At 64.4% G+C, this 13656-nt stretch carries 12 protein-coding genes; 10 read left to right on the top strand and 2 right to left on the bottom strand.

The window, feature by feature from the left end; genetic code table 11:
* Positions 1 to 23: 23 nt before the first annotated feature.
* The 5 genes from AC3ANQ_RS18350 to AC3ANQ_RS18330 all read left to right on the top strand — a co-directional run bounded on the left by AC3ANQ_RS18350 (position 24) and on the right by AC3ANQ_RS18330 (position 7238).
* Positions 24 to 956: a carbohydrate ABC transporter permease gene (locus AC3ANQ_RS18350; RefSeq protein ID WP_488302351.1), complete on the top strand. Its 933-nt coding sequence runs from the start codon at positions 24 to 26 to the stop codon at positions 954 to 956.
* Positions 953 to 1780: a carbohydrate ABC transporter permease gene (locus tag AC3ANQ_RS18345; protein WP_488302350.1), complete on the top strand. Its 828-nt coding sequence runs from the start codon at positions 953 to 955 to the stop codon at positions 1778 to 1780. The genes AC3ANQ_RS18350 and AC3ANQ_RS18345 overlap by 4 nt, the downstream gene beginning before the upstream one ends.
* A 62-nt stretch (positions 1781 to 1842) precedes the next feature.
* Positions 1843 to 4440, top strand: a complete 2598-nt coding sequence (locus AC3ANQ_RS18340; RefSeq protein WP_488302349.1) for a family 78 glycoside hydrolase catalytic domain — start codon at positions 1843 to 1845, stop codon at positions 4438 to 4440.
* A 167-nt stretch (positions 4441 to 4607) separates the two neighbouring features.
* Complete coding sequence (locus AC3ANQ_RS18335; protein WP_488302348.1) at positions 4608 to 5681, top strand: lipid II:glycine glycyltransferase FemX; 1074 nt, start codon at positions 4608 to 4610, stop codon at positions 5679 to 5681.
* A 78-nt stretch (positions 5682 to 5759) separates the two neighbouring features.
* Positions 5760 to 7238: a threonine/serine exporter family protein gene (locus AC3ANQ_RS18330; RefSeq protein WP_488302347.1), complete on the top strand. Its 1479-nt coding sequence runs from the start codon at positions 5760 to 5762 to the stop codon at positions 7236 to 7238.
* 38 nt (positions 7239 to 7276) lie between these two features.
* Here AC3ANQ_RS18330 and AC3ANQ_RS18325 read toward each other — a convergent pair whose 3' ends face one another.
* Together AC3ANQ_RS18325 and AC3ANQ_RS18320 are read right to left on the bottom strand one after the other, a co-directional pair.
* Positions 7277 to 8116, bottom strand: coding sequence for a siderophore-interacting protein (locus AC3ANQ_RS18325; RefSeq protein ID WP_488302346.1), 840 nt, complete (start codon positions 8114 to 8116; stop codon positions 7277 to 7279).
* Between the two features lie 15 nt (positions 8117 to 8131).
* Entirely contained in the window at positions 8132 to 8899 is a 768-nt protein-coding gene (locus AC3ANQ_RS18320) for a uracil-DNA glycosylase (protein WP_488302345.1), read from the bottom strand.
* A 132-nt stretch (positions 8900 to 9031) separates the two neighbouring features.
* On the opposite strand from AC3ANQ_RS18320, the gene AC3ANQ_RS18315 reads away from it, so the two are divergent.
* The 5 genes from AC3ANQ_RS18315 (at position 9032) to groL (ending at position 13632) form a co-directional block, all read left to right on the top strand.
* Positions 9032 to 9367, top strand: a complete 336-nt coding sequence (locus tag AC3ANQ_RS18315) for a DUF3263 domain-containing protein (protein ID WP_488302344.1) — start codon at positions 9032 to 9034, stop codon at positions 9365 to 9367.
* A gap of 49 nt (positions 9368 to 9416) precedes the next feature.
* Positions 9417 to 10031 (top strand): LytR C-terminal domain-containing protein, encoded by a 615-nt coding sequence (locus AC3ANQ_RS18310; protein ID WP_488302343.1) that lies wholly within the window; start codon positions 9417 to 9419, stop codon positions 10029 to 10031.
* 138 nt (positions 10032 to 10169) lie between these two features.
* Positions 10170 to 10373 carry a cold-shock protein gene (locus AC3ANQ_RS18305; protein ID WP_488302342.1) on the top strand — a complete coding sequence of 68 codons (204 nt, stop codon included), beginning with the start codon at positions 10170 to 10172 and terminating at the stop codon, positions 10371 to 10373.
* Between the two features lie 83 nt (positions 10374 to 10456).
* Complete coding sequence (locus AC3ANQ_RS18300; protein WP_488302341.1) at positions 10457 to 11707, top strand: ABC transporter substrate-binding protein; 1251 nt, start codon at positions 10457 to 10459, stop codon at positions 11705 to 11707.
* Positions 11708 to 12003: 296 nt separating this feature from the next.
* Positions 12004 to 13632, top strand: a complete 1629-nt coding sequence (groL, locus tag AC3ANQ_RS18295; protein ID WP_488302340.1) for a chaperonin GroEL — start codon at positions 12004 to 12006, stop codon at positions 13630 to 13632.
* Positions 13633 to 13656: the final 24 nt, after the last annotated feature.

Genomic DNA, 13656 nt, shown 5'->3' with positions numbered 1-13656 from the left:
CCCGGAGCAACTCAGGAGTAATCATGACCATCAACCAAACTGCGCCACCCCTGGCGCATGCGCGCAGCACCGATGCGTCGGCGGCCAAGCCGAGGAAGACCAAGAAGAGCTCTTACCCGTACTGGTTCTACCTGCCCGCGGCCGCGATCTACACGACGCTCTTCATCGTGCCGACATTCGCCTCGTTCTTCTTCAGCCTCACCCGCTGGACGATCTTCAACGCCACCTTCATCGGCTTCGGCAACTTCGTCCAGTTCTTCCAGGAACCTGCCCTCGTGACGGGCCTGAGGAACACCCTCATCTACGCCGTGCTGACCTCCGCCCTCAAGGTCGTCCTCGGCATGCTCTTCGGGGTGCTGCTGACTTCGCGCATCATCGCCCGAGGCTACCTGCGCTCCGTCCTGTTCTTCCCGGTCCTGTTGAGCAGTATCGGCGTCGGGATCATGTTCGGTGTCTTCATGGACCCGAGCAAGGGCCTCATCAATGAGGCGCTCGGCCTCGTTGGAATCCAGGGCCCCGCGTGGCTCGCCGACCCCGCGTGGGCCCTCGTATCGGTGGCGTTCGTGGATGTGTGGAAGGGCGTAGGGCTCGCCACAGTGATCTATATTGCCGGGATCGTGTCGATACCCCAGGAATACTACGAGGCCGCCAAAGTCGACGGCGCGAGCTCGGCCAAGTCGTTCTGGTCGATCACCCTGCCACTCGCCCGTCCGGCGACGGCGACCGTCGTCATCCTCTCGCTCATCGGCGGGCTGCGCTCGTTCGACCTGATCTGGGCGATGACCAAGGGCGGTCCGGGCTTCGCCTCCGACGTGGTTGCGTCCGTCATCTACAAGCAGTACCAGGCAGGCTTCTACGGCCTCTCGACTGCGGGCAACGTCGTGTTGTTCCTGATTGTCACCGCAATCGTCCTGCCCCTGTCCATGTTCCTGAACCGCAAGGAGGTCGAGCTGTGAAAGCCCTCAAGCGTCACGGCGGAGGCGTGCTCGCCATCGTCGTCGCCACCGCACTCTTCGTCGTGCCGCTCGTCTTTATGGCACTGATCGCCGTCAAGGACCGGCGTCAGGCCGGCAAACTCGACTTCTCCTGGCCCACCGACTTCTCCCTGGTCCAGAACTTCCAGTCGGTCATCTCGGCACGGAACTTCATGCTCGTGACGGCGTTCGTTAACAGCACGGTGCTGACGGTCGCGAGCGTCGCGATCCTCGTGATCCTCTCCGCGATGGTCGCGTGGGTCCTCCAGCGTCGGCGGAGCCGATGGAACGGCGTAGCGAACTTCCTCATCCTGTCCGGGCTCATCATCCCGCCGGCCGTCGTGCCCACCATCTGGGTCCTCCAGAGCCTGGGCCTCTTCAAGACTATGCCCGGGCTGATCCTGGTCGAGGTGGCATTCGGACTGTCCTTCTGCACCATGCTTTTCCGGGCGTTCATCGCGTCCATTCCCCGGGAACTCGACGAAGCAGCCGTGATCGACGGCTGCGGTCCGGTCCGCCTCTTTTTCCGGGTGGTTTTCCCCCTGCTCCGGTCAGTCATCGTCACCGTGATCGTCGTGCAGTCGGTGGCTATCTTCAACGACTTCCAGAACCCGCTCTACTTCTTTCCGGGCGACCCCAACGCGACCGTCCAGCTGACCCTTTTCAACTTCCAGAGCCAATTCACCACGAGCTACAACCTGCTCTTCATGAACATCCTGCTCATCACCATCCCGCCCTTTGTGATGTACCTGTTCTTCAACCGCCAGATTGTCGCGGGCATGACGGCCGGCGCCGTCAAGGGCTGAGCCGGTTCGTCAAACCCGTGGCCGCGAGCTGCATACCCGCAACCACATATTCAAGGAGACCCATGACTGCAATCGTGGAGCCTGTCACTTTCGAGCACTTGCCCGGCGCCCTCGGCATCGGTACGGCCTCGCCCCGCCTTTCCTGGAAGACTGCCGCCGCAGCAGCTTGGACCCAGTCGGCCTATCAAGTCGAGGTTGTCCGTGGCAGCGAGGAGTGGCTCGGAGAGAAGACACCGTCCTCCGAGTCCGTGCTTGTTTCATGGCCGACGGCGCCGCTCGGCTCGGGCGAGCGGGCTGAGGTCCGCGTCCGCGTCTGGGGCAAGGGCGGCAGCCAAGACGACAGTGAGGCGAGCGCATGGAGCGAGCCGGCCGTCGTCGAGGCGGGCCTTCTGGCGCCCGCCGACTGGTCCGCTGCCGCCGTCGCGCCCTCATGGGACGAGGACCCGGATTCTGACCGCCGCCCGCCGCTCCTCCGCAGCGGGTTCGTTCTCCCGCGGCCCGTCGCCTCCGCCCGGCTCCACGTGACCGCGCACGGCTTGTACGAGGTTGAGGTCAACGGCCGCCGGGTCGGCAATGACGCGCTCTCGCCTGGCTGGACGGTTTACGGCCAGCGTCTGCGCTACTACACGTACGACGTCACAGAGCACTTGGCCGAGGGTGAGAACGCGATCGGTGCGTGGCTGGCCGACGGTTGGTATCGCGGACGGCTCGGCTTCCACGGGGGACACCGAAACCTGTACGGCGACAAGGTCGCCCTGCTCGCGCAACTGCACGTGACGCACGACGACGGCTCCGTCACCGTGGTGGGCACGGACACGGAGTGGAAGGCCGCGTTCGGCCCGATCCGCTTCACAGGCCTCTATGAGGGCGAAGAGTACGACGCTCGGGAACTCCCCGCGGGGTGGAGCAGCCCCGGATTCGACGACGGGGGCTGGGAGCCCGTGATCGCCGTCGGGCGCGATCCGCGCACTCTCGTCGCGCCGGACGGGCCGCCCGTGCGCTGCACGCAGGAGGTCCGCCCCGTCTCCGCCTTGATCTCGCCGTCGGGAAAGCTTCTGCTGGACTTCGGTCAGAACCTCGTGGGGCGCCTGCGGATCACGGTCGACGGCGCCGCCGGCCACACTGTAACCCTCCGCCACGCCGAGGTGCTCCAGGACGGCGAGCTGTACACGCGGCCCCTGCGCGGTGCGGCTTCGACGGACCGCTACACCCTCGCTGGTGGCGGCCCGGAGACCTGGGAGCCGCGCTTCACGATCCACGGCTTCCGCTACGTGGAGGTGGACGGCTGGACCGGTGGCGACCCGTTCGAGGGCATCGTGGCGCGCGTCTACCACACAGACATGGAGCGCACGGGCTGGTTCGAGTGCTCCGATCCGGACGTTAACAGGCTCCATGAGAACGTGCTCTGGAGCATGCGCGGTAACTTCGTGGACATCCCCACCGACTGCCCCCAGCGCGACGAACGGCTCGGCTGGACCGGGGACATCCAGGTCTTCGCCCCGACCGCGACGTTCCTCTACGACTGCTCCGGCATGCTCACATCGTGGCTCAAGGACGTCTCGGCGGAGCAGGCCGCGGACGGCACCGTTCCCTGGTACGTCCCTGTGATCCCCGGCGGCGACCACTGGACGCCGGTCCAGCCGGGCGCGGTGTGGGGCGACGTCGCGGTTCTTACGCCGTGGGTCCTCTACGAGCGCTTCGGCGACGCCGGCATTCTCGCCGAGCAGTACAAGAGCGCGAAGGCCTGGGTGGATCTCGTCGAGCGCCTCGCCGGACCCGACCGACTCTGGGACAGCGGCCTGCAGCTTGGCGACTGGCTCGACCCCAACGCTCCGCCGGAGGATCCGATGCGGGCGATGACAGATCCTTACCTCGTCGCCACGGCCTACTTCGCGCGGTCCGCTGAGCACCTCGCCAAGGCGGCCGCGGTGCTCGGCAAGGACGATGACCAGCGTCGCTACACAGCCCTCGCTGCAGAGGTGGCGGCAGCCTTCGCGAACGAGTATGTCCATGCCGACGGCGTCATGGCGAGCGACGCGCAGACCGCGTACGCCCTCGCGCTCGTTTTCGGACTCCTGCCGGACGATGCGGCAGACGCCGCGGGCCATCGGCTCGCCGAGCTCGTCCGGGGCAACGGGCACCGGGTTGGCACCGGCTTCGCCGGGACCCCGGTGGTCTCCGACGCACTCACGATCGCTGGCGAGCTCGACACGGCCTACGGACTCCTGCTCGAGAAGGACTGCCCGTCCTGGCTGTACCAAGTGGAGCAGGGCGGCACGACTATCTGGGAACGCTGGGACTCCATGCTTCCGGATGGGACCGTGAACCCGGGCGAGATGACGTCGTTCAACCACTACGCGCTCGGAGCGGTCGCCGACTGGATGCACCGCGTGGTCGCCGGCATTGCCCCGCTCGAGCCGGGCTATCGCCGGATCCTCTTCCGCCCGCGCCCGGGCGGTGGGCTCACGCACGCCTCGGCGGTCCACGAGACCCCCTACGGGACGGCTTCCATAGCGTGGCGCCTCGGCGAAAGCGGGGAGCTTGAGGTCGAGACGGTTGTCCCGACCGGCACGACTGCCGTCCTCGAACTGCCTGGCGCCGAGCCCGTGGAACTTGGCCCGGGGCAGCGTCGGCAAACCGCCGCCGTCGCCTCTAACTAAGCGGTTCAGGCGTTGGTGGGCCCCGCCACGGGACTGGGCCCACCTGGAAGCCCTGGAACAGATCAGGCTGTAGCTCGTCCTGGGGGCCGATAGACTTGAGCCTGAACGCCTGCGCCGCACACCGGCGCCTGCTGCCTCAAGTACGCAACTGATTGGACACGGCCCCCTTGCGAGAATTTACCGCACGCTTTGCCACCGCCGAGGAAATCGAACACTGGGACAAACACGTCACGGCCAATCCCAACGGCGGTAACCTCCTCCAATCCGAGGCATTTGCAGACGTGAAGCAGCACTTCGGCTGGAAGCCCTTGCATCTCGTGTACGAGACCGAGGAGTACAGCAGCTACAACCTGGTCTTGGAGAAGTCGTTTCCACTGCTCGGAAAGCTTTGGTACCTCATCAAGGGCCCTGACGTTGCCGGCGTTGAGGACATTCCCGGGATCATCAAGGCCAACCGGGAATTCGTGAAGCGGGACAAGCTCGGGGTTTTTGCCGTGAAAATCGAGCCGGACATCGTCCTCAGTGACGACGCGCGGGAGGCGATTGAGGCCACCGGGGCGGTCAAGACCCCCAACCTGCAGCCGAACGACTCCACGGCCCTGCTGGACATCTCTCCCGAGGAAAACCAGCTGCTGCGCAACCTGCATTCCCGCGGCCGCAACGCCGTTCGCCGGGCCATCCGCGAGGGCGTTGAAGTGCACACCATGGAACCCACGGAAGAGAACTTCCGCTCCATGTATGCGTTGATGACCAACACGGTCGAGGCGAAGTCCCAAGTTCGGGTCCGTGAATTCGGGTACTATCGCCAGTTCTGGACCAACTTCATCGAGCGTGGCCAGGGCAGGCTCCTGTTTGTCTTCGAAAACGGTGTCCCCTCCGTTGGGGCCTTCGTCATCAACTATGGCCGGAAAGGCACGTATAAGGATGGCGGTTCGCTGCAGAAGCGCGCACAGTACGGTGACTCGCATTTGGTCCAGTGGACGGCCATCAACCAGGTCAAGGAGCTGGGCTGCACCGAGTACGATTTCTGTGGCACTCCGCCCGCGGACCGGCTCAAGGACACCTCGCACCCGTTCCACGGACTCGGCCTGTTCAAGACCAGTTTCAGCAAGACCGTCACCGACTTCGTAGGCTGCTATGACCAAGTCATCAGCCCGCTGAAATACAAGCTTTGGACCGCTGCCGGAGAACGCATCGCCCGGCAGATCTACACCCGCCGGACGGGCCAGCAGTTCTACTAGAATCGCAGCGCTGCCCGGTCAATCGCTTGTGGAACGCCCAATATTTGGAGGAGCCCCGCCCTTTGGAGGAATACCCGCGTGACTGACCGCCCCGACAACAGGCCCAACACGGACGGCTTGCCCAAGACGCAGCCGCTGAAGCCATCGCAGGTGCGCCAGAATGTCAACGCCAAACGCATGCTTCGCAGGCTCGTCCAGGGCGAGAATCCTCCCACCGCCCCCATGAGCATCGTGGACCGCCTGGCGGGCAGCCCCTACGCCAACCCCACCATCCAAGTGGGCGGCGTAGATGCTTCGGCCCGCAAGACCATCGATTTCGCGCTGCACATGGCCGAATCCATGTTTCGTTATGGAGCCGGTGCCCTGGAAGTCGAGACCAGCATCATCGCGGTCACGGCTTCACTCGGTTTGAAGAACATCGAAGTCGACATCACCAACCAGTCGGTCCAGATCAACTATGCGCCCAAGGACCAGACTCCGCTCACCTTGCTCCGGGTAGTCCGCTCTTGGACCAACAACTATGCGGGTTTGGCCCAGGTGCACCAGCTCGTCACGGACATCGTGGCTGGCGGCGTGGGCAGGGCAGAAGCCGTTCGCCGGTTGGATGACATCATCCGGAGCAGCAAGCCCTATCCGCGGTGGATCGTCACTATGGCGTTCGGTGTCTTCTCCGCTGTTTTCGTCGGCGTACTGGGAGGGGGACTGGGCGCGTCCTCCCTGGCCTTCGTTTCCAACATGCTCATCAACCTGGTGGCCCGGCAATTGGGCAAATGGCGTACGCCGGACTTCTTCGTGACGGCTGCGTGCTCCTTCCTGGTTACGTTTATCGCGTTCATGGTCCGCTGGGCAGGGGCAGACATTCCGCCATCCATCGTCGTGGCGGGCGGCATCCTGTTGCTGTTGCCCACGGGTAGGCTCGTCTCCTCGGTGCAAGACGCCATCAACGGATTCCCGGTCACGGCGGCCGGACGTTTCCTGTCCACCATCCTGACCTTCGGCGCGATCGTCGCCGGGATCGCCGTCGCGGTGGTTGTTGGCGATCTCACGGGCAGCGTCGCGATCGACGTCACCCAAACATTCCCCGAGGCGTATCCATTGTGGGGACAGGCGATCCTGATCGCCGTGGCCGTGATTGCCATCGGCATCACCGAACAGACCCTGCTCAAACTACTGCTCCCGACGGCGGCAGTAGGTTTGGTGGGTTACTTCGTCTTGTGGGGGGCATCCAACCTCGGCATCGGAGACCGGCTCTCGCCTGCGATTTCCGCCGTGATCATCGGCTTGTTGGCGCGCATGGTGGCGCTCAAACTCGGTGCACCGCAATTGGTGGTGGCCGTCCCTGCGGCCCTCATCCTGTTGCCCGGCCTGAAGATATTCCGGTCCATGTATGTGTTGACGGTTCAGGAAGCGGACGTCTTGCTGGGCTCGGGTGGCATGCTCAACGCGGGCGCAATCGTGCTTGGTGTGGCTGCGGGAATTGTCCTGGGCGACAATCTGGCGCGCCCGTTGACCAAGGGACTGGCCAGCAACGAGCGTCGCCGCGTGCGCAGGCGCTAGGCCGCGGGGGTCGCCAGCGCCCGCAAAGCGCGAGGGCTCTAGATTTGCCCGATCGGGAGTTTCTTTTCCGCCTGGAAATCGTCCTCGACGCGGCCCTGGGCCCAGTATCCGGAGAGCGATACCTGGGAGCGCTCCAGCCCGCGCTGCTTGAAGAAGATGTCCCGGAGGCCCTTCATGTAGCCGCGTTCACCATGGGCAAACACATCCACCCGGCCGGGCAACCACTCTGCCTCACCCAAGGCATCGAGCAGGATTGAGCTTGATCCTGCCGGGAGTCCGGAGCGAAACAGCCAGCGCAGCTCCACGCCATCGGGCGCAGCGATATCAAGGATGTCAGCGTCGCTGTCGACCTCAAGGAAAGCAAGACCCTTGGCGTTGGCCGGCAGGGATTCGATCGACGCGGCAATCGCCGGGAGCGCGGCGTCGTCGCCTGCGAATAGGTACCAGTCGGCGTCGGGCGCTGGGTTGTAGGCGCCGCCCGGCCCTGTGAAGACCAGCGCGTCGCCGGGCTGGGCAGCCAGGGCCCATGGGCCCGCAAGGCCCTCGTCGCCGTGGACCACAAAGTCGATTGCAAGTTCCCGGGCAGCTTCGTCCACCCAGCGGATGGTGTAAGTGCGGGTGAACGGCCATTGCTCCCGCGGCATGGTCTCGCGGATGGCCCAGAGATCCAGCGGCAGCTGGTAGTCGACGCCAGGTTGCGGGAACACGATCTTCACATACCGGTCCACGAAGTCGTTGTTCGCGTAACCGGCAAATCCGGGTCCACCTGCAATGACGCGCACCATGTGGGGCGAAAGCTGCTCCGTGCGCAGCACTGTCAGGTTCACCTGGGGGCGGGTATTGCGGGACGCAGACGACGTCGCGGGCAAAGATGTCATGTAGGCAAGCCTAAGCTAGGGCAACGGTGGAAGTTCCCAAATGACGGGATCTGCGCCCTGCGAACTGAGCAGGGCGTTGGCCCGGCTGAACGGGCGTGAGCCGAAGAAGCCCCGCGACGCGGACAGCGGGCTGGGGTGCGCGGAGGTGATCACGGGGGCGCCGCCAAGCAGGGGCTGAACGCCCTCGGCGTCCTTGCCCCACAGGATCGCGACGAGCGGACTCTGCTGCCCGGCAACGGTGCGGCGCGCGGCGACGGCGGTGACTGCCGCCGTCGTAATCGCCTCCCAGCCTCTGCCCCGGTGCGAGCCGGCCGCACCCGCGGCGACGCTCAGGACCCTGTTCAGCAGGAGAACCCCTTGGCTTGTCCAGGCCGAGAGATCGCCGTGCACCCGAGGCGGCAGGCCGAGATCTGACTCCATTTCCCGGTAGATGTTTGAAAGGCTGCGGGGAATGGGCCGGGTCTGCCCGGAAACCGCGAAAGAGAGCCCGACGGCGTGTCCCGGCGTCGGGTAGGGGTCCTGGCCCAGGAGCAGCACTTTGACGTCGGCAAGCGGCTGCCGGAAGGCGCGAAGGATGTTCGACGCCGCGGGCAGCACTTGGGTTCCGCGGGCGGCTTCGCCCGCCACGAAGGCCAGCACTGAGCGCAATTCGTCCTCGACGCCGGAAAGCGCATCGGCCCAGTCCGGAGCCATCAGGTCCTCCAAGGCCTTTCCCGGGAGTGCCGCGAATTCGGCGGAGTGATCTTCGGATTCAAGCTCAAATAACGCTTCTTCGCCTGCCATCCAGCCATTGTCCCTGTATCCAGGCTCTGCGGAAAGCGACTCCACTGGAGGCGGCGGGGCGAATGACATCGATGTTATTCGCCCGTTACCATAGGGGGACAATTTTCAGTCAATGCGTCGAAGGAGTGTGTCGTGGCAGAACCCGCACGGGAATCCATGGCGTCCGAAGCAACTGGATTGGTGCTCGAAGACCTGTCCGCCGGAATCCGAGGCGACTCGCCGCTGGGCGAGCGCGAACAGCAGATGCTCGCTTTGGAGAGGCAATGGTGGAAATACGCCGGGGCCAAGGAACAGGCCGTCAGGGAACTCTTCGATCTCTCGGCCACCCACTACTACCAGCTCCTCAATGCACTCATTGACACCGAGGAAGCATTGACGCACGATCCTATGCTCGTCAAGAGATTGCGTAGACTACGTATGTCACGTCAGAGGGCCCGCACGGCGCGCCGCCTTGGTTCTGACGCGTAAAGCACACGCTGATCCCCCAGCAAGCAAGCAGCAAGGACAAGGCTTCACCATGACCAAATTTGCCCGGGATGAATTCGACCGCGTCCCGCAGAGCTCATCGCGGCAGGGTGTCCACCGGCTCGTCGCCACCGCTTCCCGCCCCGCACTATGGCCCGTGCTCCTCCTGGGTGGCATTGCGCTGGCTGTGGGCCTCGTTGCGTTCCTTATCCTTCCGAAGCTTGGATTCACGTCCGCGACGACGCCGCAAGCTGCCGTGACTGCGAACGCCTCCAAGCAAAGTGCCGCGGCCTCCGCCCCGTCTGTAAGCAATTCTGCGAGCAGCCCGGCGCAGCCGTCCAGCCAACCGGGTGACACCCCTTCCAGCACGCCGACGCCCGCCACGACGCCGCTGGACAAGACCGCGACCGTCGCGGTCTACAACGGCACCACCACCGGTGGCCTGGCTGCCCGCGTGGCCGGCGTCGTGCAAGGCGGGGGCTGGCCGCTGTCCACGGTGGCAAACTGGGGCGGCATACCGCAGCAGACGTCGTCGGTCTTCTACAAGGGCCCGGCCCAGAAGGGTAACGCTGAAGCCCTCGGCAAGCTGTTGGGCATCGCAAACCTCGTGGACAGTGCCGAATTCCAGCAGCCAGTGGTTGTCATTCTGGGGCCGGGATACAAGTAGAACTCGGTTACGCCTCAATAACATTGCGGCCACCCGCACCTAAGGTTGCGGTACTGCAACGTGACTGTGGTTACAGTAGTTGTGAGCTGGCCCGGAGATCCCGGAAGCCGGCCACCGCTAGTTGAAAGTGTGGGGATCATGGCTTTGGGAACCGTCAAATGGTTCAATGCCGAAAAGGGCTACGGATTCATCACCGTGGATGAGTCCGGTGACGACGTCTTTGTGCACTGGTCCGCTATCCAGATGGATGGATTCCGTGCGCTCGAAGAAGGACAACGGGTCGAGTTCGAACTGGGCGAGGGCCAAAAGGGCCCGCAGGCAGAAAGCGTGCGTCTTATCTAGTGGGTGTTGCGGCAACAAGGCTGTCCCGGCCCTTTGGTGGGCGCCGGTCCCGGGTAGTTTCCCTTCTGGCAGGCGGTGCTGCTTTGGCGCTAGCACTGGCCGGATGCTCCGCCACCCTAGGCAACGCCAGGCTTGACGCTGTTACGCCCAGCGGCGACGGCGTCCTGCGCGTTGGGGTGATTCTGGACAACAGCGGTGGTTCCGCATTCCTCAATGATTCAGAGCTGGCAGCGGCCAAGCTGGCCGTCAAACAGATCAACGACGCCGGCGGATACAAAGGCCACCCTGTTGAGTTACTCCCGGCGTCGGCGGCCAGTGACGGCAGCAATGCGGCGGCCTTCACTGCTGACACTGCGGCGCAAGCCAAGGCATTGCTTGGAGCTCACGCCGACGTCGTGGTGGGGCCAACGGATTCCAGCCATGCTGCCGCCGCTATCGACGTTCTCTCAGCCGCCCGGGTTCCGCTCATCTCGCCGGCCAACACCGCCTCCGGACTCAGTAGCTACAAGAGCGGCGGCTTCTACTTCCGCACCTCGGCCGCCGATACCGCGCAAGGAAGTGTCCTGGCGAAGCTGGCCCACGACGCCGGCGCCAAAAGGCTTTCCGTCCTGCACGAAGCCGGGGACTACGGGACTCGTGTCTCCGGAGCAGTCATGGACGCTGCCCGCGGCCTCGGAATGGATGCCGTGTCCAACGTGGAATTCGCGGCCGGCAAAGCAGCTCCGGCTGCGGCGAGCATCAAGTCCGGGACGCCGGACGCCGTCGTCGTGGTTGCCCGTGACGGTGCCCAGGGCGCCCTGGCCGAGCTTCTGAACGCGGGGCTGAAAGGCAAGAAGCTGCTCTTGAGCGATGGCGCCATCCGCCAATACGGAACCACCCTCGGTGCCGGCGGGCTTGACGGCGCGCGTGGAATTCTCCCCGGGGTCTTCCCGAGTGTGGAGTTCCAAGCCGGGCTGACGGGGATCGCCCCCAATCTCAAGGACACAACGTACGCAGCCGAAACGTACGACGCCGTCACCCTAGGGGCGATTGCCGCCGCTGCAGCGAACGACGACGCCGGGGCCTCGATCGCCGCTTGGCTCACCACCGTATCCGGCGGGGTGCGTCCGACGTCGGGTGATGCGGCGTCGAAAGAGCGCACACCCTGTGCTTCATACAAGGATTGCGTCGAGGTGCTGAAGGGAGCGAAGCTCCCGGATTACGACGGCGAGTCCGGCACCATCGGGTTCGACGCCAACGGGGACGTTACCTCGTCCAACTACATGGTCTTCACGTATGGCGCCGACAACACGGCGCGTGTGAGCGGCAAAGAGACCGCTTCGCGGACGCGGTGATGGGCTGTGCCGACAGCGAATTCCCCCGGCGTGGCGAGTATTTTCCGGCACTTCTGCTTGCACTCTCCTCGGGTGAGTGCTAATTATTGATTAGCACTCTCAAGCATTGACTGCTAATTCTTCGTGTGGCTCCGGTCGCTGGAAGTAGTGGCGGTGCCTGGGAGAACAAAGAACACCTTGCTGGGGTGAGATCCGGACCACGCGGCGTACAGAGGCCGAATGTGAAGGATCGTCCGTCGCGGGCACCGCAGTGAAGGCACCTTCTTAACGACTGTCCCGAAAGGACTACCGCCGTTATGGCCAAGATCATTGCATTTGATGAAGAGGCACGCCGCGGTCTCGAGCGGGGTCTTAACATCCTCGCCGACGCCGTCAAGGTCACCCTCGGCCCGCGTGGACGCAACGTCGTCCTCGAAAAGAAGTGGGGCGCCCCCACGATCACCAACGATGGTGTTTCCATCGCCAAGGAGATCGAACTGGACGACCCGTTCGAGAAGATCGGCGCCGAGCTGGTCAAGGAAGTTGCCAAGAAGACGGATGACGTCGCTGGCGACGGCACCACCACCGCCACCGTTCTGGCCCAGGCACTGGTCAAGGAAGGCCTGCGCAACGTAGCTGCCGGCGCCGACCCGCTGTCCCTCAAGCGCGGCATCGAGAAGGCTGTTGAAGCCGTCATCCGCGAGCTGCTTGCTTCCGCCAAGGAAATCGAGACCAAGGAAGAGATCGCAGCCACGGCTTCCATCTCCGCCGGCGACTCCGAAATCGGTAACCTCATTGCCGAAGCCCTGGACAAGGTTGGCAAGGAAGGCGTCATCACGGTCGAGGAGTCCAACACCTTCGGCCTGGAGCTTGAGCTCACCGAGGGCATGCGCTTCGACAAGGGTTACATCTCCGCTTACTTCGTCACCGACGCAGAGCGCCAGGAAACGGTCCTCGAAGACCCGTACATCCTGATCGTCAACTCCAAGATCTCCAACGTGAAGGAACTCGTTGCGGTCCTGGAGAAGGTCATGCAGTCCAACAAGCCGCTGCTAATCATCGCCGAAGACATCGAGGGCGAGGCCCTGGCCACCCTGATCGTCAACAAGATCCGTGGCACCTTCAAGTCCGTTGCCGTCAAGGCTCCGGGCTTCGGTGACCGCCGCAAGGCTCAGCTTGCCGACATCGCCATCCTTACCGGCGGCCAGGTCATCTCCTCCGAGGTCGGTCTGAGCCTCGAGAACGCAACCCTCGAACTGCTCGGCAACGCCCGCAAGGTTGTTGTCACCAAGGACGAGACCACCATCGTCGAAGGTGCCGGCGACGCCGACGCCATCGCCGGTCGTGTTGCACAGATCCGTGCCGAGATCGAGAACTCCGACTCCGACTACGACCGCGAGAAGCTGCAGGAGCGCCTGGCCAAGCTGGCCGGCGGCGTTGCGGTCATCAAGGCCGGTGCCGCAACCGAAGTTGAGCTCAAGGAACGCAAGCACCGCATTGAGGACGCTGTCCGCAACGCGAAGGCTGCCGTTGAAGAAGGCATCGTCGCCGGTGGTGGCGTTGCCCTCATCCAGGCTGGTGCCAAGGCATTCGCCAACCTGCAGCTCGAAGGCGACGAAGCAACCGGCGCCAACATCGTCCGCGTTGCCATCGACGCTCCGCTCAAGCAGATCGCCTTCAACGCTGGCATGGAGCCGGGCGTTGTTCTCGACAAGGTCCGCAGCCTGCCGTCGGGCCACGGCCTGAACGCCGCAACCGGCATCTACGAGGACCTGCTGGCTGCCGGCGTCAACGACCCCGTAAAGGTCACCCGCTCGGCCCTCCAGAACGCTGCGTCCATCGCTGGTCTGTTCCTGACCACCGAGGCCGTTGTTGCCGACAAGCCGGAGAAGAACTCTCCGGCCATGGGCGGCGGCGACGACATGGGCGGCATGGGCGGCTTCTAAGCCCCCGCGCTAGCTCACCAGCCA

This window comes from Arthrobacter sp. DMZ02-1R (assembly GCF_057747935.1).
This window is presented reverse-complemented; position numbering and strand designations above follow the sequence as displayed.

Excerpts from the sequence above, each read along its gene's own strand:
- AC3ANQ_RS18350 (WP_488302351.1), top strand. The coding sequence starts at position 24 with ATGACCATCAACCAAACTGCGCCACCCCTGGCGCATGCGCGCAGCACC.
- AC3ANQ_RS18340 (WP_488302349.1), top strand. The coding sequence starts at position 1,843 with ATGACTGCAATCGTGGAGCCTGTCACTTTCGAGCACTTGCCCGGCGCC.
- AC3ANQ_RS18325 (WP_488302346.1), bottom strand. The coding sequence starts at position 8,116 with ATGACATCTTTGCCCGCGACGTCGTCTGCGTCCCGCAATACCCGCCCC.
- AC3ANQ_RS18320 (WP_488302345.1), bottom strand. The coding sequence starts at position 8,899 with ATGGCAGGCGAAGAAGCGTTATTTGAGCTTGAATCCGAAGATCACTCC.
- AC3ANQ_RS18310 (WP_488302343.1), top strand. The coding sequence starts at position 9,417 with ATGACCAAATTTGCCCGGGATGAATTCGACCGCGTCCCGCAGAGCTCA.
- AC3ANQ_RS18305 (WP_488302342.1), top strand. The coding sequence starts at position 10,170 with ATGGCTTTGGGAACCGTCAAATGGTTCAATGCCGAAAAGGGCTACGGA.
- groL (WP_488302340.1), top strand. The coding sequence starts at position 12,004 with ATGGCCAAGATCATTGCATTTGATGAAGAGGCACGCCGCGGTCTCGAG.